The following is a 26,269-nucleotide window of genomic DNA, read 5'->3' on the forward strand; positions in this document are numbered from 1 at the left end:
CTTCGACACCGCCGCAGTCGTGAACCACCCCGGGTTTGATGCACACCTCCTTCGTTGGGAAGGTGGCATCTATGCCGAGGAAGTACGACGAGCAGACCAAGGCCAAGGCGGTCCGGTTGGTCACTGAGCATGTTCAGGATTACGAGTCTGAGTGGGCTGCGATCACGGCGGTGGCGGGCCGGTTGGGGATGACATCGGAGACGTTGCGTCGCTGGGTTCGCCAGGCCGCGGTCGATGCGGGACAGGCCGACGGGGTGACGTCTGAGTCGGCGCGCGAGATCCGTGAGTTGAAGCGGAAGAACGCCGAACTGGAGCGCACGGTCGAGATCTTGAAGGCGGCGACGAGTTTCTTCGCGCGGGAGAGCGACCCGCGATCTCGGTGATCTGCCGGTTCATCGCCGAGTACAAGGCTCGGTTCGGGGTCGCTTCGATCTGCCGTGCGCTGACCGCGCAGGGCTGCAAGATCGCCCCGAGAACCTTCTACGCCTGGGCGGTCCGGGCACCGTCCAAGCGGGCCCTTTGGGACACCACGGTGACAGAGGTCCTGGCCGGCTACTACGAGCCCGACCAACAGGCCAGGCGGCGACCGGAGGCGTTGTACGGAGCATTGAAAATGTGGGCTCACCTCAATCGCGAAGGCGTCGAGGTTGCCCGATGCACCGTGGAACGGTTGATGAAGGTCAACGGCTGGCAGGGTGTGACGAGGGCCAAGAAGGTCCGTACGACGGTTGCTGATCCGGGCGCGACCAGGGCACCGGACCTGGTCAATCGCCAGTTCACCGTGCAGGCACCGAACCTGCTGCTGGTCGCGGACTTCACCTACGTAGGACTGGTCACCGGCTCGTTCGTCTACACCGCGTTCGTGATCGACGCTTTCGCTGGGATGGTCGTCGGTTGGGAATGCTCGACCAGCAAACACACAGCATTCGTCCAGCGGGCCATCACCCAGGCCGCGGCACTCCGTGCCAGGCAAGGCAATCCCCTGCAAAACAAGACGATTCACCACTCCGATGCCGGGTCGCAATACACAGCTCTGCGCTTCACCGAGACCCTCCAACTACACGGTCTCAACCCCTCGATCGGCACCGTCGCAGACGCCTACGACAATGCCCTAGCCGAGACCACCATCGGCCTCTACAAGACCGAATGCATCCGCGACGACTCCCCGTTTCGCCGCGGACCACTGACCAGCCTCAGCACCGTCGAGGCCATCACCGCCGACTGGGTCCACTGGTACAACACCAGCCGGCTCATGCACCGCCTCGACCGACGCCCACCCGCCGAAGCCGAAGCTGACTACTATTCACAGACCCGCGACGACCGGCAGGTCGTCCACACATAACACAGGGTGCATCAAACCCGGGGCGATTCAGTCGACCGGCCACAGGCACCACCGACTCGGACGACTCACCGAAGTGTCACCACCAACACCCCCGAAACCGTCACCGATATCTCGACACAGAACCGTCACCGATGTCCTGCGACATGACAGGGGACATGCCTGGACGGTTCACGGTGCGGCCGGACGACGGCGACGGCACCTTCGGAGTGTGGGACGGCGCAGTCAACGGCTGGCGCACCACCGGGCAGACACTCGACGTCGCCGAGCGGACCAAAGTCGACCTCGACCTTCAGTTCAACGCGCACGGCCCCCGGCTGGCGGACGACGTCCGCCCCGTCGAGCCCGCCCAGCTCATCGAGCGAGCGGTCGCCTGGGAATCGGTCGAGCTGGACACCTGGCTGCGAGACGGCGGCCGCTGGTATGGCAAGATCCGCGACCGCGACGGCCACGTCACGCTCGTCCCGCAGCCCGACCTGCGACCGGCCGAGGACAACGCATGAACGCCGGATTCGGAGTTAAACTTGAGGACGGCTCGATCAGCGGCCAGCGCTTCCACCTACATGCCCTGCGCGAGCAAATCATCGCCGCCCGCCGATGAAGCGATTCGATCCCCGGCGATCCAGCCGGCCGCATCCTCGCCTACGTGGCGCCGGGACGACCGGTTCATCTGGCGAGGTTTCAACTGCCACCGCCCCAGAGTCGACGCTCAACTCGCGCTCGTCGGCGCATACCCATCAGAATTACTAGTCGGCCGACCGCGCGTTCACTTCGCTCCCTAATCATCTTCAATGGCGCAAAGAGCAGCACCGATAGCCGCGCGGGTTGGAGCGTGCCTCCAACTCGGAGTTGCGGCAGCCATTCGGAGAAAGCGGGGCCGCTGAGCCGCCGCATCAACGACCCACCTCCGAATACGTCAGGGCCTCAGGTGCATCGACGTCACCACGGCCGTTGCGGTTGTGCCGGGGGCACCCTCCGCAGACACCTCCACCTTGACGGTGCTGGTGGCAAGAACCGCTGCCCACAGGGCAGCGATCTCGCCATAGCGAATGACTGCGGAAGTTGCCAATCTGGCATCAACCCAGATCTCGACGCGTAGCTGCGCAGCAGGCCTGCTGGACAGCTTCTGCCCGATCGTCAGATCGAGCACACGCTCGTCACCGTCCAGTTCTAGACCAAGTTCTTTGGACGGACCGGCTGCATTAAGGCCGACTGCAAGTCCGGGCTGTGAACGCGTCTGACCGCCTGGAGCCTCACGACTGGCCAAACTGTAGTCTCCCGGAACCCAGCCTGGCGACGCGACATAGAAATCGGCGAGGGACGTTGTGTCGATCACTTTCACGCGGGCATTCGTGGGATCCATGGTGATCCTGCTGCTGTCCGGGCGGCCGCTCTCCTCGCGGTCATAGATATAGGTCGCGAATGAGGTGACGACAGCCAGCACGGTCGCTGCCACGGTGGCGAGCCTCCAAACTCGACTACCTGTCCAATACTTCACCGTCTTTCTAGGCGTCCGATGGCGATTGGCTCTGTCCGCACGAGACTTATCCTGATGCGAGGTCTCGCTGCCCGAGCCTGTGCTGTTAGTCCTCCGTACATGCGCAACTGCCTCTAGCTTCGCTAGATCGGCCAGCGTGATTGTCTTGATCCGCCCGACTCCAAGGGCTGCGATGGGCGCCAGAACTAGAGCTCCGATGAGGTAGAGCCCTTCGCCCGAAGCGCGAAAAGCTATCAACGCAGCGAGAACGGTCATAGTTGAGACGAGGAGGCCTATCCAATGCCTGCCAGCGCTTCCCCGCGTTCTAGCCCGATCGCAGGAGATGTTCTGAACGCGCTGTGCGAAGACCACTTTGAACCGCGGCCGTCTGATCAGCGCATTGCCAGGTCGTTGTTCTGGATGCCGCCCGATCGGCCGACGGCTCCCGGTGGTTGCGACCGGGTGCTCCGTGGTGTGGAGCTTTAGACCGGCGCTGTGCCGTCCGGTTAAGGTCGGCTGCGGGCGATCAGCCGAAAGGTCGGAGTTCTGATTGGGTCCTTGGACCGATGGGTCGACTATTCCTTCTCGGCGTAGAGCGTCCCACAGAGTTTCCATGTCGGCTCGCTCGTCCGGAGGAGCCGGGATCTCACCTGTAATGTCTTCAAGCCCGAGCGCCCGCCAGAACCTGTCGTTCTCCTCGTTGCGGTCCATGTCGTTCATTGGTTTCCTCCCTCCTCGTAGCCGGTGATCTTCCTAACATCCGGATGTTCGTCTAGCGCTTGGCGAGCTCTCGTCAACTGCACTCGGACGGTGCTGGCACGCATCCCCAGGCGCTCGGCTATCTGGTCGTTCTCCAGACCGATCTGAACCTTGAGAAAAAAGACGTCGTAGGTCCGGGGTTGAAGAACCCCCACGGCGATCTTGAGAACCTCGTCGACCATGATCTGCCCCAGCACCGCATCCTCGGGGCTTCTGGTCTCCCTCCTCGAAAGAGGGGTGTCCTTCTGAGCCTTGATCCTCTGCGAGACCTCGCGGCGGTTCCGCGCGAGTTCGCTGTTGCGGATCGTTTTGAAGAGCCACAGCTTCAGACCTTCGTGGTCGCGTTCGCCGGCCAGCTTCCTCCAGTCGCGCGCGAGCATCATAAAAGCGTTCGCCCGGATCTCTCGTGCATGGTGCTCGTTGGCGAAGGCGACCCAGTAGGACCAACGCCAAGCTTCGCTCGAGGTCCCCTCGATGAAATCCCGAAGAGCCTCCGACTCCGGACCCGACAACCTCTTGGCCGGCTCCTTGTCCGGTTCAGGGATTGGTGGCGCCACATCGAACTCCAAGTCACTCATAGCCGGCACCGCCATTCCGCCCCGCGGGATAGATTGCCCCACGGCCCTCCCGCATCTGGTGACCTGAAGGTTGCTGCCTCGTCGTGCAGCTGAGATCGCCGAGCGATCTCGGCACACAGTCGTTCACGGGACCTCTCCTTTACAACCCTCCGGCAAATCCGGCAGTCACCCCGTTACTGCGCTGAGGGGAAGGAAGTGTTTACGGATTCCCTCAAGAACTTTCTGTAGCAGTCTGTTGCGGTGAGTGACGGCCATGCGAACTCCAGCACCTCCGCGCTCGCCCTGTTTGGGCGCCTCTTGGTCGCTCCCCATCTCGACCACGAAGGACTATCGACCCGCTCCACGCCAAGGCGGGTGAGTCATCTCGATCCGCGCCGGTCTAGACGGGAACGGCTGCGCCGTGGAAGGACGCGTAGTACACATATTCTTGGCGGGCTGAACGCGAACGACAGTCTGTACCGGTACGCGCAGGTGGCACCGGGGTGAAGCAGCTCAGCTCGTTCTCGGGGAGTCAAGCCGGTCAAGGTCATGACCGTAGTCGGCGAGATGCTGATGTACGACGTCCTGCTGATGACGACCACCGCGCCCGGCACTCAAGCTGATCCGCAGCACCGGCTTCGCGCAGTACGAAGCTCTCACCGTGCTGAGGTGCGGCACCTGAGGCGCCTCGCTGGTCAACCTACCTCCCGCAGGTGGCCGGCGAGTAAAAGGCCGCCTATGCGTGTTCCGGCTCGACGCTGGTGTCGATCCGGGACGCGGCTGCCTGGTGCTCCAGTGTGAACTGAAGCACCAGGCCCCGTCGAGATCAGGTCATGTCGGCGATGATCCTGATGGTGTTCACTACGATGGAGACGACCTGTAACGCCGGCTGCGCGATCTCCTTGGCCCGCCCAAGGCGCTTGCGCCACTTCGGGGTCATCTGGCCCTTCGGCATTCGGAATACTCCTCTGTTCGCCCGGTCCCGCAAGAGTTCCGGTGAGCGTCGCTGACACCCGGCCGACTTGAGCCCGGCCGAGTAAGGGAGACGTCCGGCCGGCTCCCTCAGCTACCTCTGCTCTGAGCTCCGCAGAGTGCTTACGACCCAGCACCACCGCGTCGCCGGACCAGGAGGACAAGATAGTCACGCCGAGGGCTCGTTGGGTGGAAGCTCATCGACGTCGCCCGGAACCAGATCGGCTCGGTACGTTGGCAACGAGCGGTATCTGAACCTTGCACTATTCGGCTGCATCTTCGCCCGCCTGCCTCTCCCGTCGCGCCCGCGACACCGACCCGCAGTTGCCCGGACCTTGTGACCAGCGAGCCAGCTCGTTGTAGACGGTGCTGAGCTGGTGCTCTCGGCACCCACCCAGCCGGTGCAGTACGCCAGGGACTGCAAGGGCTCGGCCGTGCCCCAGATCGGGCCTCGGTACGACCCGTCGGCAGCCGAAGTGCACCACAGCCGGGCTGCGATCCGAGATGCAGCCAGCCCCTCGTCTGCCGGGTGATAACGACCACTATCACCGGGTCCCGCCCGCTGGAGTCGGTACGCCGGCCCGGATCCAGGAGGGGACCGGGCCGGATCCGGGCTCGACACGCGAGGCCGGCGCCGATCGGCGAATTGCCCATTATTACCGGTCCGGACGCAGCGGGTGGCCCGGAAGCGTCGGCCCCCGCCCCTACCGTGAGCTGCATGGACACCACCCCGCCCCGGTACGGCGAGCATCTGCTCAGCACGCGCCCGCCGGCCTCGACGTCGACGAGCACCTGGTCCACGTCGACGACGTCGACGACCTCGCCGGCGTCGACCAGCTGGAGGTCGCGGTGAGCCCGGCCGCGGTGGTGCTGGCCGGCGACCACCCGCTGGCCGGCACGGTGCGCGACTTCCTGGCCGACCAGGAGTTCGCCGGCCGGGGCAAGCACACGATCCGCTGCTACCGCGGCGACCTGTTCGAGCTGGCCCAGCACACCGACGCCGGCGTCGACGGGATCGACGCCGCCGTACTGCGGTCGTGGTCGGCGGCCACCAACGATCTGGCCGTCGCCACCCGGGCCCGCAAGCAGGCCTCGGTCGCGGCGTTCCTGCGGTGGGCGGTGCGCCGCGACCTGATCGACGCCAACCCGATGGACAAGTTCGACCGGGTCCACGTCCCCGACGGCGCACCGCGGCCGTCCCGCCGGCCCGGATCGCGACGGTGATCGCCAAGATCGACCGCGGCCGGATCCGCGACCGGCTGCTGTTCGAGTTCCTGGCCGCGACCGGCAGCCGGGTCAGCGAGGCGCTCGGGGTCTACCTCGAGGACCTCGACCTGACGCCGGGCAACGAGCACGTCCAGGTCCACGGCAAGGGCGGCCGGATCCGGGTGCTGCTGCTCAACGACCAGCGCCTGGTCAATCTGCTGCGCCGGTTCCTGCGGGAGACCGGCTGGGCCCACGGGCCGCTGTTCCGGGCCGAGCGCAACTGGACCGGCCGGCCGCTGACCTACTCCACCGTCCAGGAGCTGTGGGCCCGGTACCGCTACCTGGCCGGCGACCCCGAGCTCGAGCTCCACCAGCTGCGGCACACCCACGCCACCGAGCTCACCCTCGACGGCGTCTCCCCGCGCACGATCCAGAAGCGGCTCGGGCACCGCAAGCTGCAGACCACGCTGGTGTACGCCGACCACACCGACGCGGCCGCCGACGCCGAACTTCGCGCCCGGCACCGCCGCCGCACGAACAGATCCTGAACGTGTAGATGCCCCGGCTCCTGGAGGAGCCTGGGCATCTACACGATCCCGTTAGTGGATCGCCCGGTCGTACAGGAAGACCGATCCCGCGAACGCGACCAGGCCGGCGATCACCGAGTCGGCGACCCCGTCGCCGGCGATGAAGGTGAGGATGCCGATGAGCACGCCGCTCAGCAGCGCGAGCATCACGATCACCGCGCTGCGCAGGTTCACCAGCCCACGGTCGTTCGTGTCTGACTGGTCGCCTGCCAGTCCGGGCGGGACTTCATGGTGAGGAGGGGTGGCTCCTTGGCCAGTTACACGGCGCTTCTTCTGAGGCATGATGGCCACAGTCCTTTCGTGGATTGATCCCCGACGAGACGACGCCTGCTCCGCTCTCTTTGGCCGGAGACTGCTTGCGGTGCTGGCGCGTCATCGTCGGGGAGGCCGCACTTCCTTGCGGCGTGCGCCCAGACTTCCGGTCCGGCGAATTTTCCGTCTACATCTCGCGGTCAGGGCCTAGTACAAAGCGGACAACCCGTGAGATTTTCGGGTACTCCGGGCATCAGCCCGCAGAGTTGTCCGGGAGGACACACATGGGGGAAAACTCAGCGCCGTCGCGTTCTGGCCGACCACTTCGGATAGACGTGGGAGAGCTGGTTAGGGACGGCTTTTCCGTTGAGGTGGCGACCCTGATCGCCGCGCTCAATACGCTGTGCGTGCGCGCCGAGTTGACCCACGACAAGATCCGCCAGGCCCGGTTGTCCGGGTTATCGCCCAAGCGGTTCTCCAGCCAGATGAACCGCAAGGAGCGGGGGCCGGATGGGCACTTCGTTGCCGGGTTCGTTCAGGCCTGCGTAGAGGCACTAGGCGAGGATCTCGAGACGGCCCTTAAGAAGTACGGCACTTTGTGGGAGCAGACACCAGCGGCCGGTCAAGCGTCGGCTAGGTCTCTGGAGCCGCAATCCGCGGTCACCGGCCCCGAGCTGGTCGAGGAGCTCCTAGAGCTTCTCTGGGAGGGGCGAGGTCACGAGCTTGCCGAACAGTTGATCACGGGCCAGCGACCTCTCCGGCATGTGGCACCGGCTCTCCTGGAGATCGCTCGAAGCAAGGATCACCGAGCTGTCACTTTGGTACTCGTGGCGCTCGAGATCCAAGGTGGCGATGAGATGGCATCCAGCCTGTTCGAGGCGCTGGAAGCGGGAGACGAGGCGGTCGCGGAGAAGATCCGCGCGGTTCCCACGGTCACGCCGTTGAAGTCCACGACCAAGCCAGTGGCTGTCCCGGAGCCGGAGTTGGTGCCGTTGTCAGCCCTTGATCCGATCGTGGGGCAGGGGCGTCGCCTGGCAGCACAGATCCGGCGCGGCGGTGTTGCCCAAGCGGCGCTAGAGGTACTGCACGAAGGAACTACTCCCAGTGAGAACGGGATGATTATCGTTCCTTCCGAAATAAGCTGGGACGCGGCGGCCGCCATGGTTAGACGAGAGAAAAGGGGTCCGGAGGCCGGCTATTCCGAGGGGTTCGACACTTCAGCGGTGCTGCAGTTGCTCGACGCGATCCTTGCGGCCGCCGACGACGGGCCACGACTCGTTGCCGCACTGCTGGACGAGTTCGTGACAACAAACCATCCGGGGGAAGCGGCGCTATGCGTCGAACTCTGGAGCCGGCGCCCCGACCCCGAGATCCAGCCGATCAGGGACGTAGCCTCGAGTCTGAGGCCCGAAACCGTGGCAGGAGTCGTTCTACAGCTCGTAAGCCCCTACTTCCGCCGTCGCCCTGACTTCGACTATCAGTTGCGGACCACCCTCGACATATTCAGGCTGGATTCACTAGCCGCTGCGGCAACGTGCCGCACTGACGGCTCCGGTACGGCCCCAGCCGCTGTGCTCGAAAGCGGCAGCCAGAAGCTGTGGTCTGAAGTGCTGTCCTCTAGTGAAGGCCGGTCAGCCGTGGTAGCTGCGATAGCGATCTGGATCAGTGATGGCAAAAAGGCATTGCTCTCGGATGTCCTCGGCCGATTTGACACGTTGCTCCGCTCTGGGCGGACAGCGGAGATCGTGGATGTGATGGCCAGACTGGTCACCGACCACCACGAAGACTTCGTTGACCGCTTCGTGACGGACTGGTATGTCCAGTCGTCCGAGAGCGCGGCCATCGCCCTAGCGGGAGTCGCTCGTGCCGGTGTCACAGAAGCTCAGGCAGTAGCGGGACTCTTCTATTCATCCTCAGGAGGGGTGCCCTTCGCGCTACTCAATCGGCTGGAGGATGTTGCGCCTGACGCCGTCGAAGTGACTCTGGCAGCGTTGGTAGATCGCTATCCGAGGCGGGTGTACCGGATGGCGGTCGAGGAATATGCGGCCCACCCAGGAATCACGCTGAAGTTGGTCCAGGCTCGCAGCAGGGCCACTGGGACAACGCAGTGGTCCAGAGCGGTGGTTGGAGCGCTCAAGCACGCCGGCGCTCCCGGACCCATTACTAATCCCAGCCGCGCCATCAAATACCTCGAGGTTCTGGAAAACCTCAATCCTCAGCACCCCGTGTGGACCGAACGCGCGTGCGCCGCCTGCGAAGGAACTGGTCTCATCGATAAGTCCAACCCAGCATGGACTACCGCAAGCGCGCTTCACGACGCACTCGACGTCTCCACCAACTGCCCGCGCTGCCGCGAAGGAAAAGCCGGACCGTATACGCGATGGGGAGGACGCCGGCCCTCGACCGCAAGCCCATCGTCAAAGCGGCCCGTGGGGACCAAGCCAGCCCCCACGTGGAGCCGACCGGTGACGTCGCCTCCACGGGCAACAGGCCTTTCCAAAGCTGACCTGCTTCGGCAGGCACTGCTGCTTGCGAAGCGGCGATCGGACCCTCACCTCCTGAAGCGGCAAGAAGTGTTTCTTCCCGCCTACTACGCCTCATACACAGATCAGGCACTTGCGGAGTGGTCCGCCGACGACGTCCTCGAGGCGGCTATGCATCATCTCGGGTTCGCTGAGGGCCGATCAAAGGGGGCGATCAACGTACGCGTTTTCACACCCACCATCCGGCTCTTCGGTTGGTCTACGGGTGACAGCACCGTCGTAGAAATCGTCGCTGACCATCATCGCGCGCTACTTCCTCGCGACCTCGTTGGTGCGGCATCGGTCCAAGTTCGCACACTGCACACCTACCTACCACCAAAGGAACGCTGGTGGCGCATCGAAATCGACCCCATACCGACCAAGAACGAGCGCGACCTGGAGTTCGTCATCGCAAGCCAGCTAGAAGAGCTGTTAGATGCAAAAGGCAGGACTCATTTCGGCCCGAGGCTTAGGTAGGCCACGGGGTGGTCCTAGCGCCCCTCATAGCTTGCGGAATGGCTATTCCCGTGAGCCATTCCGAGCCTGATGAGCCCGGTCCGGGGACCGGATCCGGAGCTGGTCGAGCAGCTGCTCCGGACGCCGACTCGCGCATCGAGGTTAAGCCAGCCGCGGTCGAGGACTGGATCGCCGTACGTGGTGACCAGCCCAGGCCGCTGCGCGGCCGCGGCCGGCATCGCGAAGTTCAGCCGCACGACGGCCGCCGTACCTTCGCCGGCGAACTCCTCGACGCCGGCGCTGACCTGGCCGCCGTCCAGCAGCTCATGGGGCACGCCCGCGCCAGTACTACGACGATCTACGACCGGAGGATGGCCGCGGCCAAGGCCCGCGCCGCCAGCCTGGTCCACGTCCCGTACGTCGTACCCAGCCGTGCTTAGGCTTGGGTGAAGATCGTTTGTAGTTGCGGCCGGTGACGGCATTCGCTCGGGACCGAGGGGGAGCAGTGGGAACAGAAATCGAACAGCATGCATCGGACTTGCTGGAGCAGCTGTACGAGTGCCATGAGGCCAACGAAAATGAGGGCGCGACGGTGGCGCGCTTCCTGGAGGGAAAGGGGCGGGAAACGTCGTACGGGTACACCCTCATCGATTTCTTGGACAGGCATGGTCTTGTCCGGGCGGCGAACGAGATGGGCGGCGCGTGGGGCGATATCACCTCCGCCGGGATCCGGGAGGTGCAGCAACTCCGCGCCAGGCGCGCTGACCCCAAGATCCGCACGGCGGCGCTGCGCAGGGAGATGCTCCAGTGGCTCTACGAGCAGGAGGACAACGATCGGCACGTCACCGGCTGGGACTCGTTCGTCGAGGATCAGAACGATCACACCGAGCGGCAGGTCCGGCACGGTGCCGAGTACCTGTTCCAGCATGAACTGATCAAGGCCATCGGCGCCATGGGCGAGACGGACGGATGGATTCGACCGCAGCTGACGGTTGACGGCCGGGCGTGCGTGACCGACTTCGGAGGCGAAGTGAGCGAATTCCTGAACCGTGGTGCCGCGCGTCCGGTCACCAACCACTCAACGACGAACACCACGTTCAACTTCACCGATAACAAGGGTGACATGTACGTGGCCGGCAACGACTTCCACCAGAAGATCAACAACGCCGGTCTGGATCCTCAGCAGATTCTCATGATCCTCGAACTCGCCGGTGGTACCAAGCAGATGGGACCGACGCTGGGGCTGTCCGACGATCAGGCGCGTCAGCTCACAGAGACCGCGGCCGACTTGCATGCCGAAGCTGATGGCGAGAAGCCGAATCACGGGCGACTCCGTCAACTGGTCGACAAAATCTACGAGGGCGTGAAGCAGGCAACGCCGTCAGTCGCCCAGAAGACGCTCGTGACATTGGCTGAACAGTCAATCCAGGCGCTGACCGGATAGGACCGAACTTGCTGCGAAGCGGTTCTATCCGGACCCTAGGCGCCAGCACCGACCAATTCCGGTTCGGGTCGGTGCTGGCGCCCACAGCAGGCCATCTAGTCAAGCTGGTCGACATCACCAGGCCTGAGGTCTGCTCGATACGTTGGCAACGAGCGTTATCTGCACCTTGCGCTATTCGGTGCCGGTACGGCGTCTCCGCTGAGGTCGAGCATCCAGCTAGTGCAGCGAATCAGAGGTTGCATCCGGTACCTAGGTACGGGTTTACCGTCGAGACATGACCACAAAACCTCTCGCTATTGATGACTGGGTGCCGCAGGCCTGCACGCTGCCAACCGCTGAGCAGCCGCTGCGGAACGCGGAGTTCGACCACCTGTTCGCTACTGGTCTCCTCGGTCTGGACCGGCTGGCACCGACCCGGTTGCAGCTGCGGCTGGACGCCGCGACCGAGGCGACCGCACGGGACCTGGCCGCCCGCGAGACGACCTGCTGCTCGTTCTTCGCGTTCGACTACGCCCCGGCCGCCGACGGGGAGCTGCTGGTGGAGGTGTCGGTGCCGACGGCGCACGTCGCGGTACTGGACGCGCTGGCGACTCGCGCGGCCGCGACCGCGCGGCTTGCAGCGTGACCGACAGCGGGCTGCGCAGCGGCCAGGTCGCCGACGCCGCGGGAGTGACCCTGCAGACGCTGCGCTACTACGAGCGCCGCGGCTTGCTGGCCGAACCCGACCGGAGCCCGGGCGGGCACCGCCTCTACCCGCAGGAGGCGGTGACGGTGCTGCGGGTGATCAAGGCCGCGCAACGGCTGGGGTTCACCTTGGAGGAGATCTCTGACCTGCTCGAGGCTGGCCAGCATCGCCACAGGCAGAACCCTGACGAAGGCTTGCAGGCGCGGGCACGGGACAAGCTGGTCGACGTCGAGGCCAAGATCGCTGATCTGACCGTGATCGCTGCGTCGCTTCGGACAGCGCTCGATGCCGGGTGCAACGACTTGATCGACTGCGCTCACAGCCCCGGCTGCCCGCTGCCGTTCGCCGACCTGGCCACCACCCAACCCACCGGCACGCTCCTGCAGGTGGTCGACGGATCGGAGCAGCGCCGTGGCGAGCCGTCGGCATCGAGCCACACGATCAGGCGCTTCGGTCCGGCCTGGGCAGCACCGAGCAGGTGAGGACATGATGGAGCCGGCCTGCGGCCGCTGGAGGAGTCCTCCCGTCGCTCTAGGGCCTACAGCCCAAGACAGAGCCGGTCACGTCCCACCAATCGGAGTCGCCACACCGCACTGACCGATTATCCTGCCGGCCGCGTTCCAGGCACCCGGCAGCCAAACCGTCTCTCCGAGCGACCTGCGGAGATGTCATACGCCGACCGAGCGGGAACCTCATCACGCTGATGCCCATGTGTAGAGGAGCACCGCTCGGCGCTCTACTCGTCAGATCGGCCATGAGCGACGTGTCCGCCGAAGCGATCAGTACGCCATGATGGGCCCAAGGAGGATTAGTTGATGTTCCGAACTCGAAACAAGTTGCTTGTGACCGCGTTGGCGTACGCCAACGCAGGAATCGCGGTGAGGCCAGCCGCCGCATTAGTACGCGCGCCGGTCAAAGACGATGCCTTCGGGCGATGGGCGTGCAGCTGCGGCGATCGAGTCTGCAAGTTGCCTGGTGAGCACGTCTGTACTGGCGGCGATTGGACGGTTGACGCAGACACCATCACTGCGATCTGGGATGTGGCTTCGCCTCCCAACCTACTCGCTACGTCGGGCGAGCGAATCTCCTTCTGGCGGTTGCCTCGCCTAAGCGGAGCCGAAGGAATGCGACTGTTCGAGCAGCGGCGTCCTGGGCCGTGGCCACCGCAGATGAAGCTTGCCGACGGCGATTGGCTGGTGGCGACGCGACCTGCTATCTCACAGGTCGCACTACCCACCGGAGTGGTGCACCTTGAGCCCGGCGTACCGGTGCTGGTCCCGCCATCGCGTCGTCCCGCTGCTCAGAACGGCCTCTTCGACCGTGCCACTCGCACGCGCTGGGAGCAAGCTTCGCGGTTTCCGAGAGCGCCACTGCCTGCGGCCGAGGACGTCCTCGGGCTGGTTGATCGCGCGGAGCAGGAACGGGTCGAACTGCTGACTGGCATCCGCTCAACTCCCCGCAACTAGTCGAGAAGCCCGTCAACGATCGTTGGCGGCAGCGTGGACGGCGCCTCGCTGGCCGACCAGTCGACCGTACTGAACACCCGGTCGATGGCATCGTGCCGACGATATGGGCGCCAGTTGGTCAGATATGGATGGACGAGCCATCGGATCGTTCCCGTGCCTTCCGAGGTTGTGCCTGGTGCAGGTATCCAATCGCCGGGGCCGGCTTTTAGTCGTCCGCCGGAGGCCTCGGCAAGAGCTGCGGCCACCGACCCGGGTGCCAGGTAGAACTGCCAGGTGCGGGTCGCGGGAGCAAGGGCTGTGGGACACGAGTCTTTCAGTTGATGGTGGAGTGGTGCCCCGAACGGCGCCGGGATCTCTAGTACGTCGAAGCCGTGGGTCGCCAAGGCGATCGCCCAGCGGCCTTCTGCGAAAGCATCAGCGGCCTCACGCGATGTTGTGATCATCTCCAGATTCCTCTGCACGAGATGAGGTTCGGCGCAGCTGAGACCGCACGGGCACGCGCCGCTGAAAGGGACGGCCAGCCGTGCGACCGGCCAGCCGTTTTCGACATAGCGGACCGCGAGGCGCCGTAGTTGATCGCTACGGCGCATCTCCCACCTTGAACGGAGGTCAGGCACGCTTACCGATTGCCAGAAGCAATGAACTTGCGTGAACGAGCGCCGGTTGTTGGTCCGCCAGTCGGGAGCAGGCCAGTGCGGTCTCCAGCGGGTCTGGATCTTCCATGGAGTCCGGTAGCGACACTCCGTTGAAGTGTGCGTCGATGACCACGGTCAGCCAGCCACCTGGACCGGTCAGTCCATACATCCTTACGCGGTCCACGAAGGGTGCGATCTCGCTCCGCAGTTGCGCGACCGTGTGATAGGTCGTCTGGGCCATCCGCTCGTTCTCGAAGCTGAAGCCGTCGTTCAGGATGTCTTCAACGACCTCCCGCCGCTCCTGCAGAGTGTTGGCCAGTGTTGAGCCGATGAGGTTCGCGTTTCGGTTGATCGCGATGACCGCGAGAAGGCCGTCAGGCCGCAGGACCCTAGCGGCCTCCCGGACAGCGACGCGGCGTTCCGACGGCTCAGTGAGGTGGTACATCGGACCGGCCATCAGCACGACGTCCTTGCTCTCGTTGTCCCAAGGCAACTGCCGCGCATCTCCGACTACTGCGTTGATGCCGGCTGCTCTGGCCTGATCGATGTGTCTCTCGACGGGGTCGAGGAGTACGACGTCGTGACCGAGCTTGCCGAGCCAAGCAGCATGAGTTCCCGGGCCACCACCAACGTCAGCGATCTGCGCCGGCGCCGTGGGCAGGTGCTCAAGCAGCAAGTCTTGGAGTCGCTGCAGCTCCAGGCGCCCCTTGAGCGTGGTCACCAGCCGATCAGCTTCCGTATGGCGATCGGTGTAGTGATCGTGAATCTCGGGCATCTTCAGCCCGGCGTCCGAATCCGGCACGTACTGATCCTTTCGATTACGCGGTCCCGGTCCGGAACCTGCGAGTTTGCGCTGGAACGGCGGGCGAGCGCGCCACTGCTTTCGGGCCCGCTCGCCCACCGGTCTAGTGGGCGGGATAGACACGGCAGGTGAAACTGGAACTCCCCACGTCCCGCCGATGGCGATCCCGCTGGTCTAGTTGAGGTCTTCCGTGGTCGGGGAGAGATCCTGCTGAGCCAAGATCGGCTCTCGAGTGACCCGCAGGCTTGGAAAGCGACGCCGCATGGCTCCGGCGTACCGCGCGGCCAGTGCCGGCGTGGCGCTGTAGCCGGCGATCTTGTGATCGCCGAACCAGACACCTACGTGGTCACGTGGTTCAGGTGACATCAGGGTCGACATCACAACCCCTGAAGTTCCTGGTTGATGTCGCGCACGATCCCGCGGTACATGAACGCTAGGGCGAAGATCAGTCCGTGCTGGACGACAGAGGGAGCTGAAACTGCGAGCCAATAGCTTGTCACTAGGTCCTCCTCATGGTCGGTCGAGTGACCCTGCTCGACTACCAAAGCGGACCGTGCAACCTGCTTGCCAGACACGAGAAGTTGCCTCGATGTTGCGTCCAACAGCTGTCGTTGCTTCCGTGTTGCCTTCTCGCCGGTATCGACCGAAAACAAGGGAAGCCAACCGTTGATGTCTTGTTGCTATGAGCATCGAGCCGAAGCAGAGAAGCCGCGCACCCGAGATGGGATGCGCGGCTTTACATGAGGTCTGGTCGGACTATCCGGTGCGGTTGAGAAATTCCTGCGCGGACCGAGTCGCCCGGTATGGGGCCAGGCTCAGCCGAAAGTCGCTCAACGCCGCCGATGGCCGAGCTGAGTCGACGACGTCGCTCTGGTCGAGTGCTTGCGACGCAACCACACAGGCAGCATCGACATCACCGAGTCTCAGATGGGCGTCGGCAGACCTGGCGAGGAAGAGCGCATTGTCGCGCGCATATCCGTCAGCGGCATACGAACTGTCTCGCGCAGCGGCGAAGCTCGCCAACGCCTGCCGCGGATCATCCAAATCGAGCGCAGACGAAGCCGCGATCATCTCGATCTCTGCCGCCGACATCCAGTACGCCCACTGCGGATCGTCGTCGTGGGAACCTTTTGAGTACGCCTGCCGAGCAGCATCCAACTCCCTGGCGGAGCCGGCTCGATCACCGGTCTTCGACAATGCCCGTCCGGCGCGCATGTGCAGCATTGACCGAACAAGAGGTGTTGCCGCGCGCGCTTCCTCCTGAGCAGTTCGGACCAGGTTCACCGCGTCTTGTGGGTTGCCCACGGAGTACGTCTGGATCGCCATGAAGGCAAGCACGTTGGCTCCGCTCGAACGATCTCCAGCGGTCGCTGATGCGCGCAATGCAGAGATGTAATACGACTGAGCAGCCGCGTGGCGGCCGGCATCGAAGTGCAGCCAGCCGCAGATTCGAGCGGCCTCCGCCAGCGTCGCAAACAAGCGACGTCCCGTCGCGTCGTCATAGATCGTGTCTGCGGCCAGCTGACTGAGGAGGTTGAATTCTGCGACCGCGAGCGGCCGTACTTCACCTCCACCAAGTACGTCGTCGAGGTGCCGAAGATCGTCGAGTCTCTGTTCGAGCCGCATGATCATCGCTGCGGTCACCTGACGCCTACCGAAGATCGCCTCTGCTGACAGCGGATCGGCGAGCGCAGCTGCCCACTCGACGCCTAGCGACGACAGCGTCGCACCGGTCGCGATCAAGAATCCACGACGGTCCATCGATCCTCCCTGCGCGGAAGCGGCGGTTGAAGCCACCGTACCCGCAGGTGTCCATGGGCTGTGGATGACGGCGTGGTCGTCTGGGAAGGCTTGCAGCAGCCATCCAGGCCAGCCCATCTGCTTCACGACGCTGTGCGGTACGCCGTGCAGCTCACCCATCGCATGCTGAGCTGCCGCGTCAGGAACTACGGTGCCCGACTCCCAGCGAGTCACCTTCTCCCGCCGGAGGGCCATCGGCCCGTAGCCGAGTAGCCGGTGCTTCTCATCCACTCGTCGAAGGTAGGCCAGCGCAGACAGTCCCGCCCGCGCGCGTATCGCTGCCAACGGATGCCGAGGCCCTATTGCAGGCATGATCCGCTGCGCCTCCTAACGACTCGCTTTTCGCTTGCTTTGAGTAACCATTCTCGTCCTGCGGCAGCACGCGCACTCGCAGAGTTCTTGCGACTCCGTGCCCTCCGTACACAGTCAGTGAGAGACTTCTCCTGTGATGCGCTAGCCGATAGCTGGAGAGGCAGACACGATGACGAGCACAACCGCCGGACAGCGGGTCGCCCGCGCGCGAAAGCGCAAGGGCTGGACGCAGCGCCAACTGGCCGACGCGCTCGGATACTCCGTCAGCTGGGTCAGCCAAGCCGAGCGTGGGGCGATCCCGCTGGACCGCTTCAGCGTTCTCGACCGCGTCGCCGGCGTACTGGGCGTCGAGATGCCCGAACTTACCGGCCAGCCCTATCGGCACGGCACCCCTGACCTCGACTCTGGTCACAACGGCATCCCGGCACTCCGGCTCGCACTTCAACGGGCTCTCATGCCCACCTACCGCGACTCCGCGCGCGCTCCGCGGTCGCTCGCTGAACTCCGCACCGAGGTCGCTGCCGCCGAAGACCTGCGCCAGGCCGCCAACTTCGCTGCCCTCGGCGGCATCATGCCCGCTTTGGTCGACGACGTGTCCGCCGCCCTGCGCGCAAGCGACGGGCTCGAACACGACCAACTTGCGGCCCTGTTCGTCAGGGTTTGCCACATCACCCGCGTCACCTCCGACCTCACCGGCCACCACGACCTCGCCTGGACCGCAGTAGAACTCGAAGTCCGCACCGCCGAGTCACTAGGCGACCCCGCTCCCCTAGCGGCGGCTACTTGGGACCTGTGCGGCGTCTGGCTCCATTCTGGCGGCGACGCTCTCCGCTCCGCCCGCTCTGCAGCGCTAGAAGGCATCGACCGACTCGACGAACACGTCGGGAAAGACGCCGAACTCACTGCGCTGTGGGGCGCGATGCACCTCCGCGCCGCCGTCACGAGTTCACGCCTCTGGGCAGAAGCCGACGTACAGACGCACCTAGCCGAGGCAGCACGAGTAGCCCCTGCCTCCGGCAACACCTGGCAAACCCAGTTCAACGCCCCGAACGTCGCCCTCCACGCCCTCGAGACCGCGGTCGAACTCGGCCGGCCAGCCGACGCCCTAGGTCTTTCCGACCAGGTCCCGATCGACGCCATCGGCTCCACCGAACGCCGCACCCACTACTGGACCTGCCGCGCCCGCAGTTTGGCCATGGCCCACCGGGACGACGCCGCCCTTGAGGCGCTCCTCACCGCGGAACGGCTCGCCCCGGCCCATGTCCACAACCGCCCCATGGCTCGCCAACTCGTCTTGGACCTACTTCACCGAGGTCGACGCTCAGCGCCACCTGTGCGGCAGCTTGCCAGGAGAATGGGCCTCGCGACTTGAGTACGGCAACACACCCACCCGAGGTCAACTGCCGATCGCCTCGACGTGATCTGGACTGCTCGGCCGCAGCGCCAACAAAGCCTAGCTAGAGACATCAGCGGCACCGTTCGCGTCGGCACGCGAGTCTGGCAAGACCGCGCACCGGCCCCGCATACTCACACCGGACTTCGCTGAGGGCCTGGCTGGTGAGTTTGCACTGGGACACCGGTTGAGGAGCTCGCCGCGACATTCGACGTGTCACGGGCGACGGTGCACCGGGTCGCGCGGGAGGTCATGAGGAAGAAGAACCCGGCGCCGCGCGTTCACGCCGGCTAGGCGGGGGAGTCTCTGACGCGGCCAGATCGTCACTGCCCAGCGGCTCAGGGCCGATGGCCAGTCGATCCGGCAGATCGTGGCGGATGTTGGATTCAGCCGGCGACAGCTCGCCGGGCCTCACCGCCGTGCCCATCGTGGCGGTCGCCACGGCCCTGATACCTCCTGGCGCCTCACGTGAACAGGGCAGCAGGCGTCGGCGTCGCTGTTCAGCCTGTGGCGTTGTAGCCATAGCAACATCGAGGCCGCGCTGCGTGAAGAACTCCCAGAACCGACTGGTGGTCGACCACCGACACCGGCTCGGCCTTATTCGTGATGACACGGCACTGCCGACAGTGCCAGCCGCACTTCGTCTACGCCGTGGCGTGCTTGACCTGCGGTGACGGATCGCTCCTGACCGGCCATTTCGCCGAGCTCATCCGAGACACGAGCTACTACCCGCCATCGTGGCCAGCGAGCTGGCCCGGACCGGTGGCGATGGGCGGCAACGTCTCACCCCACGGCTGGGTCTGCCCGGCAAACCACCTGTGAGTCGAGTCCCCGGGTAGGCGGTCAGGGCAGGAGGTTGTGTTCATGGACGTAGACCACGGCTTGGACCCGATCGCGTAGGCCGAGTTTGGCCAAGACCCGGGAGACGTGGGTCTTGACGGTCTGGTCTCCGACATACAGCGCCGCCGCGATTTCGGCGTTGGAGCGGCCGCGGCCGAGTTCCAGCAGGATCTCGCGTTCGCGCGCGGTCAACCGGTCTACTTCCGGTGGCTCCGGGACAGGTGCGAGCTCGGCGGCGATCCGGGCGATCAGCCGCCGGGTGACTGAGGGATCGATGAGGGCGTCGCCGCGGGCGGCGATCCGGATGGCGCCCAGCAGTTCCTCTGTCGGCATGCTCTTGAGCAGGAACCCGCTGGCGCCGGCCTGCAATGCCCGATACAGGTACGACTCGTCGTCGTACGTGGTCAGCAGCAAGATCCGAGTTGGTGAACCGGCCCGAAGAATAGTTTCGGCCGCACCCAGACCGTCAAGGATGGGCATTCGCACGTCCAGCACAGCCACGTCCGGTGTGAGGCGCATGACCTCGTCGACTGCGGCGCGCCCGTCTCCTACGTCGGCGACGCAGTCCAGGTCGGGTTGAGTCTGCAGGGCCGCTTTGAAGCCGGAGCGGAAGAACTCGTGGTCGTCGGCGAGCACCACGCGTACGGTCATCGGTTGCTTTCCAGGGGGAAGGTCACGCGGGTACTCCAGGTCTGCTCGTTCGGCGTCGGCCCGGACACGACGGTTCCGGAGAAGAGGTCAGCCCGTTGGCGCAGGCCGTCCAGTCCCCGTCCGGTACCCGGCGACGGTCTTGGTACGGCTGGTACAGGATTGCGGCCGGTGATGATCAGGTTGGCGTCGTCGTACTCGATCCGCAGGTCCAGGCTGCCACCGCTGCCGTGCCGCAGCGCGTTGGTGAGAATCTCCTGGACCACCCGGTACGCCGCGACGTCGATCGAGTCCGGTAGCCGGGCTGCGTGCACTCCGCCGGGCTGCAGGTCGACGACGAGACCGGCGCGCAGGCTGCTGTCGAGTAGTTCGTCGAGGTTGCGCAACCCGGGTTGTTGCACGCTGTCGCGATGATGGTCGTGCAGCAGGTCCAGCATTCGGCGCAGGTCTGACATCGCCGCCAGGCTGGAGGTTTCGACTTGGCTCAGCGCTGATCGCAGCTGCTCTGGTTCCGATCCGGCTGACAGTCCGAGCCGGGCGGCGGCCGCGTGGACGCCGACGGCGCTGACGTGGTGCGAGATGGTGTCGTGCAGATCGCGGGCGATGGCGCCTCGCTCTTCGGCGACGACTTCGGTGAGGGCCGTGCGGGCTGCTTGCCGTTCGGCTTCGGCCTGGCGCTCGACCTCGTCGATGTAGCCGCTACGGGCTGTGGTGTAGCGGCCCATCAGCCAGGGCAGGAACGTGTTGGCGACGGTGGTCAGCACGGCACTGCCGATCGAAGCGGCGGTTTGTGCCCCGTCGAAGCCCTGCACCCACTGGTTCGCGGTCATGCCGATCATCAACGCGGCCAGAGCGCCGCCGGAGCGCCACCCCCGTAGCCAGGCTCCGGCCCGGTATCCGGCCAGGACCAGCCCGGCCGCATTGCCTACGCTCTCGCTGCCCAGACCTGCGGAGATCAGCAATACCGCGATGCCGCAACGAACCGTGCCATGCGCCAAGGCGACCCAGCCGGCCGTTGCCGCCGGCAAGGCCAGGGCAAGGTCGACCAGCAGGATCGCTGTACCCGCCAACCAGATCGCTGCCGTCAACGGATGGCTGGTGACGTCGATCAGGTAGAAGATGGTGAGATCTACTACCGCGCACAGCAGGGCGATGAGCATCGACTGCCGACGCAGGGAGATGTTCTCGTCGAGTCGGGCACCGATCCTCATGGCCCTGCTTTCTTTGTCTGTGCTGGTCCGGCCGCCAAGCGCCCAGGCAGATCGTGCACTACACCGAAGGTGGAGCAGGTCAGGCTCGCCCTGCCGCGATGAAGGCCAGGATCTCCCCGACTCCTTCCGGAGTGGAGGCCGGGGTGTGGCCGGCGTTCTTGATCTCCTTGAACGTCGCGTGCGGGAACTGTGCCGCGGCCTGACGCCCGGACGCGCTGGAGGTGTTGGCGTCCAGGTCACCGGACAGAACCAGCACCGGAACGTCGGGCAGTCGGGCACCCTTCGGCAGCGGCGAGGTCGCAGTCGGGTCGTTCGGCCAGGCAAGGCAGGCGCCGGTGTCGTAGTCAGCGCGAGTGACCCAGGCCTTCGGGTTGAACGGGAAGAAGTCAGCAGTCTTCCAGTGCGACTGCGCCCGCTCGTAGTCACGCAGGCGAGTGCGCTGCCGGTCGTCGTAGTCGAACGCACGCGGATAGTCGTGGCAGGTCGCGGCCCAGGCAAGGGTGTCGGAGTACAGCGCAGAACCGAGGCTGAGGTTGCCGGCCGTCGCGGTGAGGCCCTCGCGGACCAGGGCCCGGAAGGGTTCGAGGTTGCCGTGTCGGCCCGCGGCGGCCGCGGACGCCAGCGCCAACTGAGTCTCGGTGTCCGGCTGGGACTGGTAGACACTGGCCGCTGTCGACGTCATCCGCCACTCATCCAGCACGACCCGGTGCGTCACGCCCTCATAGGTGACGTCCACGCGGTCCGGGTGCTTGCGCAACCGCGCCGCCAGAACTCCAAGATCGGCCAGCACCTTGTCGCCGGAACACTTCTGGGTCCGCTCGCAGACCAGCTTCACAGCGCGCCGGAAGGCTGCGACGTCGTTCTTTCCGACCGCGTCGATGTTCACCGCATAGGCTCCGGCCAGCGTGACGGTCCGCACGTGTTTCGGGTGGCGGTGGGCATACACCGGCATCAGGTAGGTGCTGTAGGACACTCCCACCAAGTCGAGTTGGTCCACACCCAGGCGAGCACGGACAGCGTCGATATCGTCGGCAAAGGCCGCCGTCCCGTAGTCACCGACCCGCTTGCCCAACTGCCGTCCGCATTCACCGATCAGCTGACGCTGCCGCTGAAGTCCGCTGAACAGCCGGTCTGCGGTGGCCAGGGCCGGGCAGGTGATCGGCCCGGAGCGCCCCACCCCACGAGGGTCGATCAGCAACAGATCGCGCCGATCGCCCAGCGCCGCGAAAGCCTGCCCGAACAACTCCCCGGACAGATCGATCACCGAGGCACCAGGCCCTCCAGGATTGGGGACGATCGTACCGAGCCCCGGCTTCGACAGGTCCGTACGCGGTACCAGAGCAAACGCAACCGCCGTCGATCCCTTCTCGGGACGGCTACGGTCCAGCGGCAACTTCAGAACACCGCAACGGGCCGTCGGCAGAGCAGGCAGATCCTTGCAGGGAGCCAGGGTGGCGATTGTGGTGGCCGAGGCGCTCATCACCGGCCGGGTGGAAGCGGCCGACCCGGCCGCGCCGGCACCGGTTGCGACAATCCCGAGCGAGGCAACGCTGGTCAGGGTCACCAAAGCGGTGGCGAATATCGTTGTCTTCACGGATCTCTCCAAGAGTAAAGGCGGGTCTCGAGCACTGATTGGGCTCGGTTCAGTCCCTATGGCCGTAACTCTAGGAAGACAGCCGCCCCCGGTCGTCACCTTGAAGAGGCTCCCGGTGTCCCCCGGCAGAGGGATGTCAACGACTAGTTTGGACATGGCGCATGATCTATGCCCGTGAACGTTGACCGGAAACATCGCGTGGTCCTTGCCGCAGCCGGCGCCTACAACATCCTGTGGGGTCTGTATGCGGTGATCGACCCGCAGTGGCTGTTCCGGGTGGCCGGAATGCCCCCGTCGAACACCCCGCAGATCTTCGCCACCCTCGGCATGGTCCTCGGGCTCTACGGCCTGCTCTACCTGGAGGCCGCCCGCCGCCCGGCCGAGGGCTGGCTCATCGCCGCCGTCGGTCTGACCGGCAAGATCCTCGGCCCGCTCGGCCTCACCTGGCTCATCGTGACCGGCGTCTGGCCGTGGCAGACCGTAGCCATCATCGTCACCAACGACTTGATCTGGTGGGTCCCGTTCGCGTTGTATCTGCGCGCAGCATGGCCGTTCTATCGGGCGACCTGGCGGCCGCATCAGTCCCCCGGCATTCCGGCGGGAGACTGACCGCATAACGGCGGGTTGGCGCCCGAGCGATCAACTGGTCGAGCGTGCGCTGGCGGAGCTGGGTCGCCAGCCTTGCCAGCCACGGCACAGTACGTAGGCGATCGCGGTGGCTATCACCAGGCCGGCGTCGATGGGCCAGGTCTTCGCGGCGTCGGGGGTGTTGCTGGTGGCCGCGACGACGCCGAAGACGGTGATAGCGATCTTGTGGAGGAAGATCAGTTCCCAGGGGCCGCGTTGGTTGCGCGGGGCAACGATGATCATCGTGAAGAGGCCGACGAAGACGAGGTAGCCGAGGGTGCGCCACGCTTCGGACATCACGCGGTCGGGCTCGACGTCGAACAGGATGGCGATTCCGTTGGCGAAGGCGACGAGTGTCGCGAGTGCGCACAGAGCGAGCAGTCCTCGTCCGATCCTGTCTGCCAGGGCCGAGGGCTGGTTGGTGACGGGTATGCCGGTATGGAATGTCATGGTCTTCTTCCTGACTGATGCTTGGCTGGCGGAAAGAGGGTGGCGGTGGACCGGGGGATTTCGTACGGTCAGCTGGCTTCGGGCCAGTTGGCCGGCAGGCCGGACTGCTTGAGGAGGACGGCGAGGTTGTAGTAGTCGGAGTTGGTGACGATCTTTTCGCCGCGGAGCTTGATGATCGTGGTGGCCGGAACAGCGAACGGCTTGGTCGCGCCGGGCATGGTGCCGGAGAAGGTCCACTCGATGGCGATCTGGTTGCCGCTGCGGAACGAGGTGTGGACCTTGACCTTGGTGTTCTTGATGACGGCGTGGGTTTTGGTGACCCAGTTGCCGATCTCGGCCTGGCCGTGCCACTCGGCGCCGAACGCGAGATCGGTGTAGGTCGAGTCACGGGTGAACAGAGCAGCCATCTTCGCGGGCTGGTTCTTGGTCCAGGCCGTCTCCCACTGCGACACGATGGCCTTGGAGTTGTGGTGACCCCACGACGCCGCCGCACTCACCGTGCTCGCCGACGCCGGTGCAGACGATGCCGGGGCCGGCACCTGAGCGTTCGCCGGACCGACTGCAGCGACCGTCGCGACACCCGCCGTAGCAACCGAGACCGTCAGCACCGCAGTGATCAGGTTCTTCTTCATGACTACTCCCAGGTTCAGTGTTCGATGTCTGCCTCATTGGCTTTACACCTGTTAACTTACATGACTAGTTAACAGGTGTAAAGTGATCTGCATGGCGACTTCGAAGGAACGTGTCCGCAACAAGCGAGGTGAAGGCGCGCAGCTACGCGACGAGATCGTCAGCGGCGCGACCAGGCTGCTCGAGCAAGGCGCGGAGCACAGCGTCACGCTGCGCGCGGTGGCCCGGGAGGTGGGGATCTCCGCGCCGGCCATCTATCAGCACTTCGCCGACCGCGATGCGATCCTGCTCGCGGTCGCCGAAGTCGCCTTCGCCGAGCTGGAACATGCGCTGAACGATGTGGGTGACCGCAGCGATCCCGCCGACCGGCTGCGAGCGGTCTCCGCGGCCTATCTGACATTCGCCGAGCGCTCACCTGGCCGTTACCGGATCATGTTCGGCGGGGTCTGGGATGCGAGCAAGTCGCTGCAGCGCGCACCGGCGATGGCCGGCGATCTCGCGGAACTCGGCCTCGGCGCCTTCCGGGTCATCAGCCGGGCCACCGCCGACTGCATCGAGGCAGGGCGCTCCACCGGGACAGATCCGCACGCCGACGCAACCGCGTTGTGGGTCGGCCTGCACGGGCTCGCTCAACTACAGGTGGCGACGCCCTTGTTTCCTTGGCCTTCCGGGTTGCAGTCGACGCTCATCGATCGGCTGTCGTTGCTGCGAGACTAAAGGGTTGCGAGCAGCCTGGCGGTGGGGGAATCGATCTCGACGGTGTACACCACGAGGTGCTGGTCGGGCTCAGTGTGCGCCGCGACGGATTGAAGCGCGAACTGGAGTTGTCCGCCTGGGTGGGCGATGGTCTGCTGGGTTGGTGCGTAGTCGTGCACCGCGTGGTCGTGCCACCAGCGTTCGATGTCGGGATTGGTACGGCGAAGGTTCGCGATCCCCTCGATGAGCAGGGTGTCGTGCGGGCGCCGTGCGGCTTCGCGGCGCATGCCGGCGACCGCCCGGGACGCGAACAACGGCCAGTCGACGAAGCGTTCCTTGGCCAGGGGATCGTCGAACAGGTACTCCACGATCGACACCCCGGTTGTGAAATCGCGACCGAGGACCTTGCTCAGAAGTTCGTTGTGGAAGAGAACTTCGGCGCGTTGCCCCAGCAGCAGTACGGGAACGTGGTCGAGGTTGGCAGCGAGGCGAAGCAGCCCTGGATCGGGGACCTGTGGACGAGCAGATTTCCCGCGGGACGAGTGACTGTGGGAGATCGCCAGATCGCGCAGGTGTGCGGCCTCGACCTCGTCGAGGCGTAAGACTCGACCGAGCGCAGCCAGGACGGAGTCGGAGATGTTCGGCTGCCGCCCCTGCTCGACCCGGCTGTAGTAGTCAGTGCTGAGCCCGGCGGCGACGGCGAGCTCTTCTCGGCGAAGTCCTGGTACGCGGCGCGGTCCGGGGAAGGGGGCTATGCCGGCCTGCGCTGGTGTTACGCGATCACGCCGGGATCGCAGAAAAGCTCCGAGGGCGGACCGTTCTTGGCTCATGAAACTCATCGTAGGTGCGTCCCGCTGACCCTAGGTAGGCATGTCATGCCTAGGTTGAACCGGCACTGGCGCCAGATTC

General features: G+C 65.2%; 25 protein-coding genes. 12 read left to right on the top strand and 13 right to left on the bottom strand.

The window, feature by feature from the left end; genetic code table 11:
* Positions 1-71: 71 nt before the first annotated feature.
* Both OX958_RS30905 and OX958_RS30910 read left to right on the top strand, forming a co-directional pair.
* Positions 72-1,342, top strand: a protein-coding gene (locus OX958_RS30905; protein WP_442913232.1) for an IS3 family transposase whose coding sequence is annotated in 2 segments (ribosomal slippage) — positions 72-345 and positions 345-1,342 — 1,272 coding nt in all. Because the reading frame shifts where the segments join, the coding sequence is not laid out codon by codon here.
* A 155-nt stretch (positions 1,343-1,497) separates the two neighbouring features.
* Complete coding sequence (locus OX958_RS30910) at positions 1,498-1,842, top strand: hypothetical protein (RefSeq protein WP_270139216.1); 345 nt, start codon at positions 1,498-1,500, stop codon at positions 1,840-1,842.
* Between the two features lie 413 nt (positions 1,843-2,255).
* Here the strand turns inward: OX958_RS30910 and OX958_RS30915 are convergent, their stop codons facing one another.
* The 3 genes from OX958_RS30915 to OX958_RS30925 form a co-directional block, all read right to left on the bottom strand.
* The gene (locus OX958_RS30915) at positions 2,256-2,795 is read right to left on the bottom strand and encodes a hypothetical protein (protein WP_270133646.1); all 540 of its coding nucleotides are present in this window, start codon (positions 2,793-2,795) and stop codon (positions 2,256-2,258) included.
* Between the two features lie 737 nt (positions 2,796-3,532).
* Positions 3,533-4,153 carry an RNA polymerase sigma factor gene (locus OX958_RS30920; protein ID WP_270133647.1) on the bottom strand — a complete coding sequence of 207 codons (621 nt, stop codon included), beginning with the start codon at positions 4,151-4,153 and terminating at the stop codon, positions 3,533-3,535.
* Positions 4,154-4,958: 805 nt separating this feature from the next.
* Entirely contained in the window at positions 4,959-5,087 is a 129-nt protein-coding gene (locus tag OX958_RS30925; protein WP_270133648.1) for a hypothetical protein, read from the bottom strand.
* Positions 5,088-5,608: 521 nt separating this feature from the next.
* Here OX958_RS30925 and OX958_RS30930 point away from each other — a divergent pair.
* Both OX958_RS30930 and OX958_RS30935 read left to right on the top strand, forming a co-directional pair.
* The gene (locus OX958_RS30930) at positions 5,609-6,328 is read left to right on the top strand and encodes a site-specific integrase (protein WP_270133649.1); all 720 of its coding nucleotides are present in this window, start codon (positions 5,609-5,611) and stop codon (positions 6,326-6,328) included.
* Complete coding sequence (locus OX958_RS30935; RefSeq protein ID WP_270133651.1) at positions 6,325-6,858, top strand: tyrosine-type recombinase/integrase; 534 nt, start codon at positions 6,325-6,327, stop codon at positions 6,856-6,858. Before OX958_RS30930 ends, OX958_RS30935 begins: the two co-directional genes overlap by 4 nt.
* A gap of 51 nt (positions 6,859-6,909) precedes the next feature.
* Here the strand turns inward: OX958_RS30935 and OX958_RS30940 are convergent, their stop codons facing one another.
* Positions 6,910-7,071 (bottom strand): hypothetical protein, encoded by a 162-nt coding sequence (locus OX958_RS30940; protein ID WP_270133652.1) that lies wholly within the window; start codon positions 7,069-7,071, stop codon positions 6,910-6,912.
* Between the two features lie 413 nt (positions 7,072-7,484).
* On the opposite strand from OX958_RS30940, the gene OX958_RS30945 reads away from it, so the two are divergent.
* The 5 genes from OX958_RS30945 (at position 7,485) to OX958_RS30965 (ending at position 12,738) form a co-directional block, all read left to right on the top strand.
* Positions 7,485-10,148, top strand: coding sequence for a hypothetical protein (locus tag OX958_RS30945; RefSeq protein WP_270133653.1), 2,664 nt, complete (start codon positions 7,485-7,487; stop codon positions 10,146-10,148).
* A gap of 50 nt (positions 10,149-10,198) precedes the next feature.
* Positions 10,199-10,567 carry a tyrosine-type recombinase/integrase gene (locus tag OX958_RS30950; RefSeq protein ID WP_270133654.1) on the top strand — a complete coding sequence of 123 codons (369 nt, stop codon included), beginning with the start codon at positions 10,199-10,201 and terminating at the stop codon, positions 10,565-10,567.
* Positions 10,568-10,632: 65 nt separating this feature from the next.
* Complete coding sequence (locus OX958_RS30955) at positions 10,633-11,571, top strand: hypothetical protein (RefSeq protein ID WP_270133655.1); 939 nt, start codon at positions 10,633-10,635, stop codon at positions 11,569-11,571.
* Positions 11,572-11,845: 274 nt separating this feature from the next.
* The gene (locus tag OX958_RS30960; protein WP_270133656.1) at positions 11,846-12,196 is read left to right on the top strand and encodes a hypothetical protein; all 351 of its coding nucleotides are present in this window, start codon (positions 11,846-11,848) and stop codon (positions 12,194-12,196) included.
* On the top strand, positions 12,193-12,738 hold the full coding sequence (locus OX958_RS30965) for a MerR family transcriptional regulator (protein ID WP_333486453.1): 546 nt from the start codon (positions 12,193-12,195) through the stop codon (positions 12,736-12,738). The genes OX958_RS30960 and OX958_RS30965 overlap by 4 nt, the downstream gene beginning before the upstream one ends.
* Positions 12,739-13,718: 980 nt before the next feature.
* Here OX958_RS30965 and OX958_RS30970 read toward each other — a convergent pair.
* From OX958_RS30970 to OX958_RS30985, 3 genes are all read right to left on the bottom strand, one after another.
* Entirely contained in the window at positions 13,719-14,312 is a 594-nt protein-coding gene (locus tag OX958_RS30970) for a hypothetical protein (protein WP_270133657.1), read from the bottom strand.
* A gap of 19 nt (positions 14,313-14,331) precedes the next feature.
* Entirely contained in the window at positions 14,332-15,159 is an 828-nt protein-coding gene (locus OX958_RS30975; protein ID WP_270133658.1) for a class I SAM-dependent methyltransferase, read from the bottom strand.
* 756 nt (positions 15,160-15,915) lie between these two features.
* Positions 15,916-17,190, bottom strand: coding sequence for a hypothetical protein (locus OX958_RS30985; RefSeq protein WP_270133660.1), 1,275 nt, complete (start codon positions 17,188-17,190; stop codon positions 15,916-15,918).
* A gap of 250 nt (positions 17,191-17,440) precedes the next feature.
* On the opposite strand from OX958_RS30985, the gene OX958_RS30990 reads away from it, so the two are divergent.
* Positions 17,441-18,643, top strand: a complete 1,203-nt coding sequence (locus OX958_RS30990; RefSeq protein WP_270133662.1) for a helix-turn-helix domain-containing protein — start codon at positions 17,441-17,443, stop codon at positions 18,641-18,643.
* A gap of 864 nt (positions 18,644-19,507) precedes the next feature.
* Here the strand turns inward: OX958_RS30990 and OX958_RS30995 are convergent.
* The 3 genes from OX958_RS30995 to OX958_RS31005 form a co-directional block, all read right to left on the bottom strand.
* On the bottom strand, positions 19,508-20,155 hold the full coding sequence (locus tag OX958_RS30995; RefSeq protein ID WP_270133663.1) for a response regulator: 648 nt from the start codon (positions 20,153-20,155) through the stop codon (positions 19,508-19,510).
* Positions 20,152-21,363 (bottom strand): sensor histidine kinase, encoded by a 1,212-nt coding sequence (locus OX958_RS31000; RefSeq protein ID WP_270133664.1) that lies wholly within the window; start codon positions 21,361-21,363, stop codon positions 20,152-20,154. Before OX958_RS31000 ends, OX958_RS30995 begins: the two co-directional genes overlap by 4 nt.
* A gap of 79 nt (positions 21,364-21,442) precedes the next feature.
* Positions 21,443-22,957 carry an alpha/beta hydrolase gene (locus OX958_RS31005; protein ID WP_270133665.1) on the bottom strand — a complete coding sequence of 505 codons (1,515 nt, stop codon included), beginning with the start codon at positions 22,955-22,957 and terminating at the stop codon, positions 21,443-21,445.
* Positions 22,958-23,131: 174 nt separating this feature from the next.
* Here OX958_RS31005 and OX958_RS31010 point away from each other — a divergent pair, with 174 nt between their 5' ends.
* Positions 23,132-23,566, top strand: a complete 435-nt coding sequence (locus tag OX958_RS31010; protein WP_270133666.1) for a hypothetical protein — start codon at positions 23,132-23,134, stop codon at positions 23,564-23,566.
* Between the two features lie 30 nt (positions 23,567-23,596).
* On the opposite strand, the gene OX958_RS31015 is transcribed toward OX958_RS31010, so the two are convergent.
* The gene (locus OX958_RS31015) at positions 23,597-24,034 is read right to left on the bottom strand and encodes a hypothetical protein (RefSeq protein WP_270133668.1); all 438 of its coding nucleotides are present in this window, start codon (positions 24,032-24,034) and stop codon (positions 23,597-23,599) included.
* A 68-nt stretch (positions 24,035-24,102) separates the two neighbouring features.
* The gene (locus OX958_RS31020) at positions 24,103-24,666 is read right to left on the bottom strand and encodes a nuclear transport factor 2 family protein (protein WP_270133669.1); all 564 of its coding nucleotides are present in this window, start codon (positions 24,664-24,666) and stop codon (positions 24,103-24,105) included.
* A 91-nt stretch (positions 24,667-24,757) separates the two neighbouring features.
* On the opposite strand from OX958_RS31020, the gene OX958_RS31025 reads away from it, so the two are divergent.
* Positions 24,758-25,381: a TetR/AcrR family transcriptional regulator gene (locus OX958_RS31025; RefSeq protein WP_270133670.1), complete on the top strand. Its 624-nt coding sequence runs from the start codon at positions 24,758-24,760 to the stop codon at positions 25,379-25,381.
* Here OX958_RS31025 and OX958_RS31030 read toward each other — a convergent pair.
* Positions 25,378-26,190, bottom strand: a complete 813-nt coding sequence (locus OX958_RS31030; RefSeq protein WP_270133672.1) for a helix-turn-helix transcriptional regulator — start codon at positions 26,188-26,190, stop codon at positions 25,378-25,380. The two genes, OX958_RS31025 and OX958_RS31030, sit on opposite strands and share 4 nt — an antisense overlap.
* Positions 26,191-26,269 lie beyond the last annotated feature (79 nt).

The organism is Kribbella sp. CA-293567, from assembly GCF_027627575.1.
Classification (GTDB): Bacteria; Actinomycetota; Actinomycetes; order Propionibacteriales; family Kribbellaceae; genus Kribbella.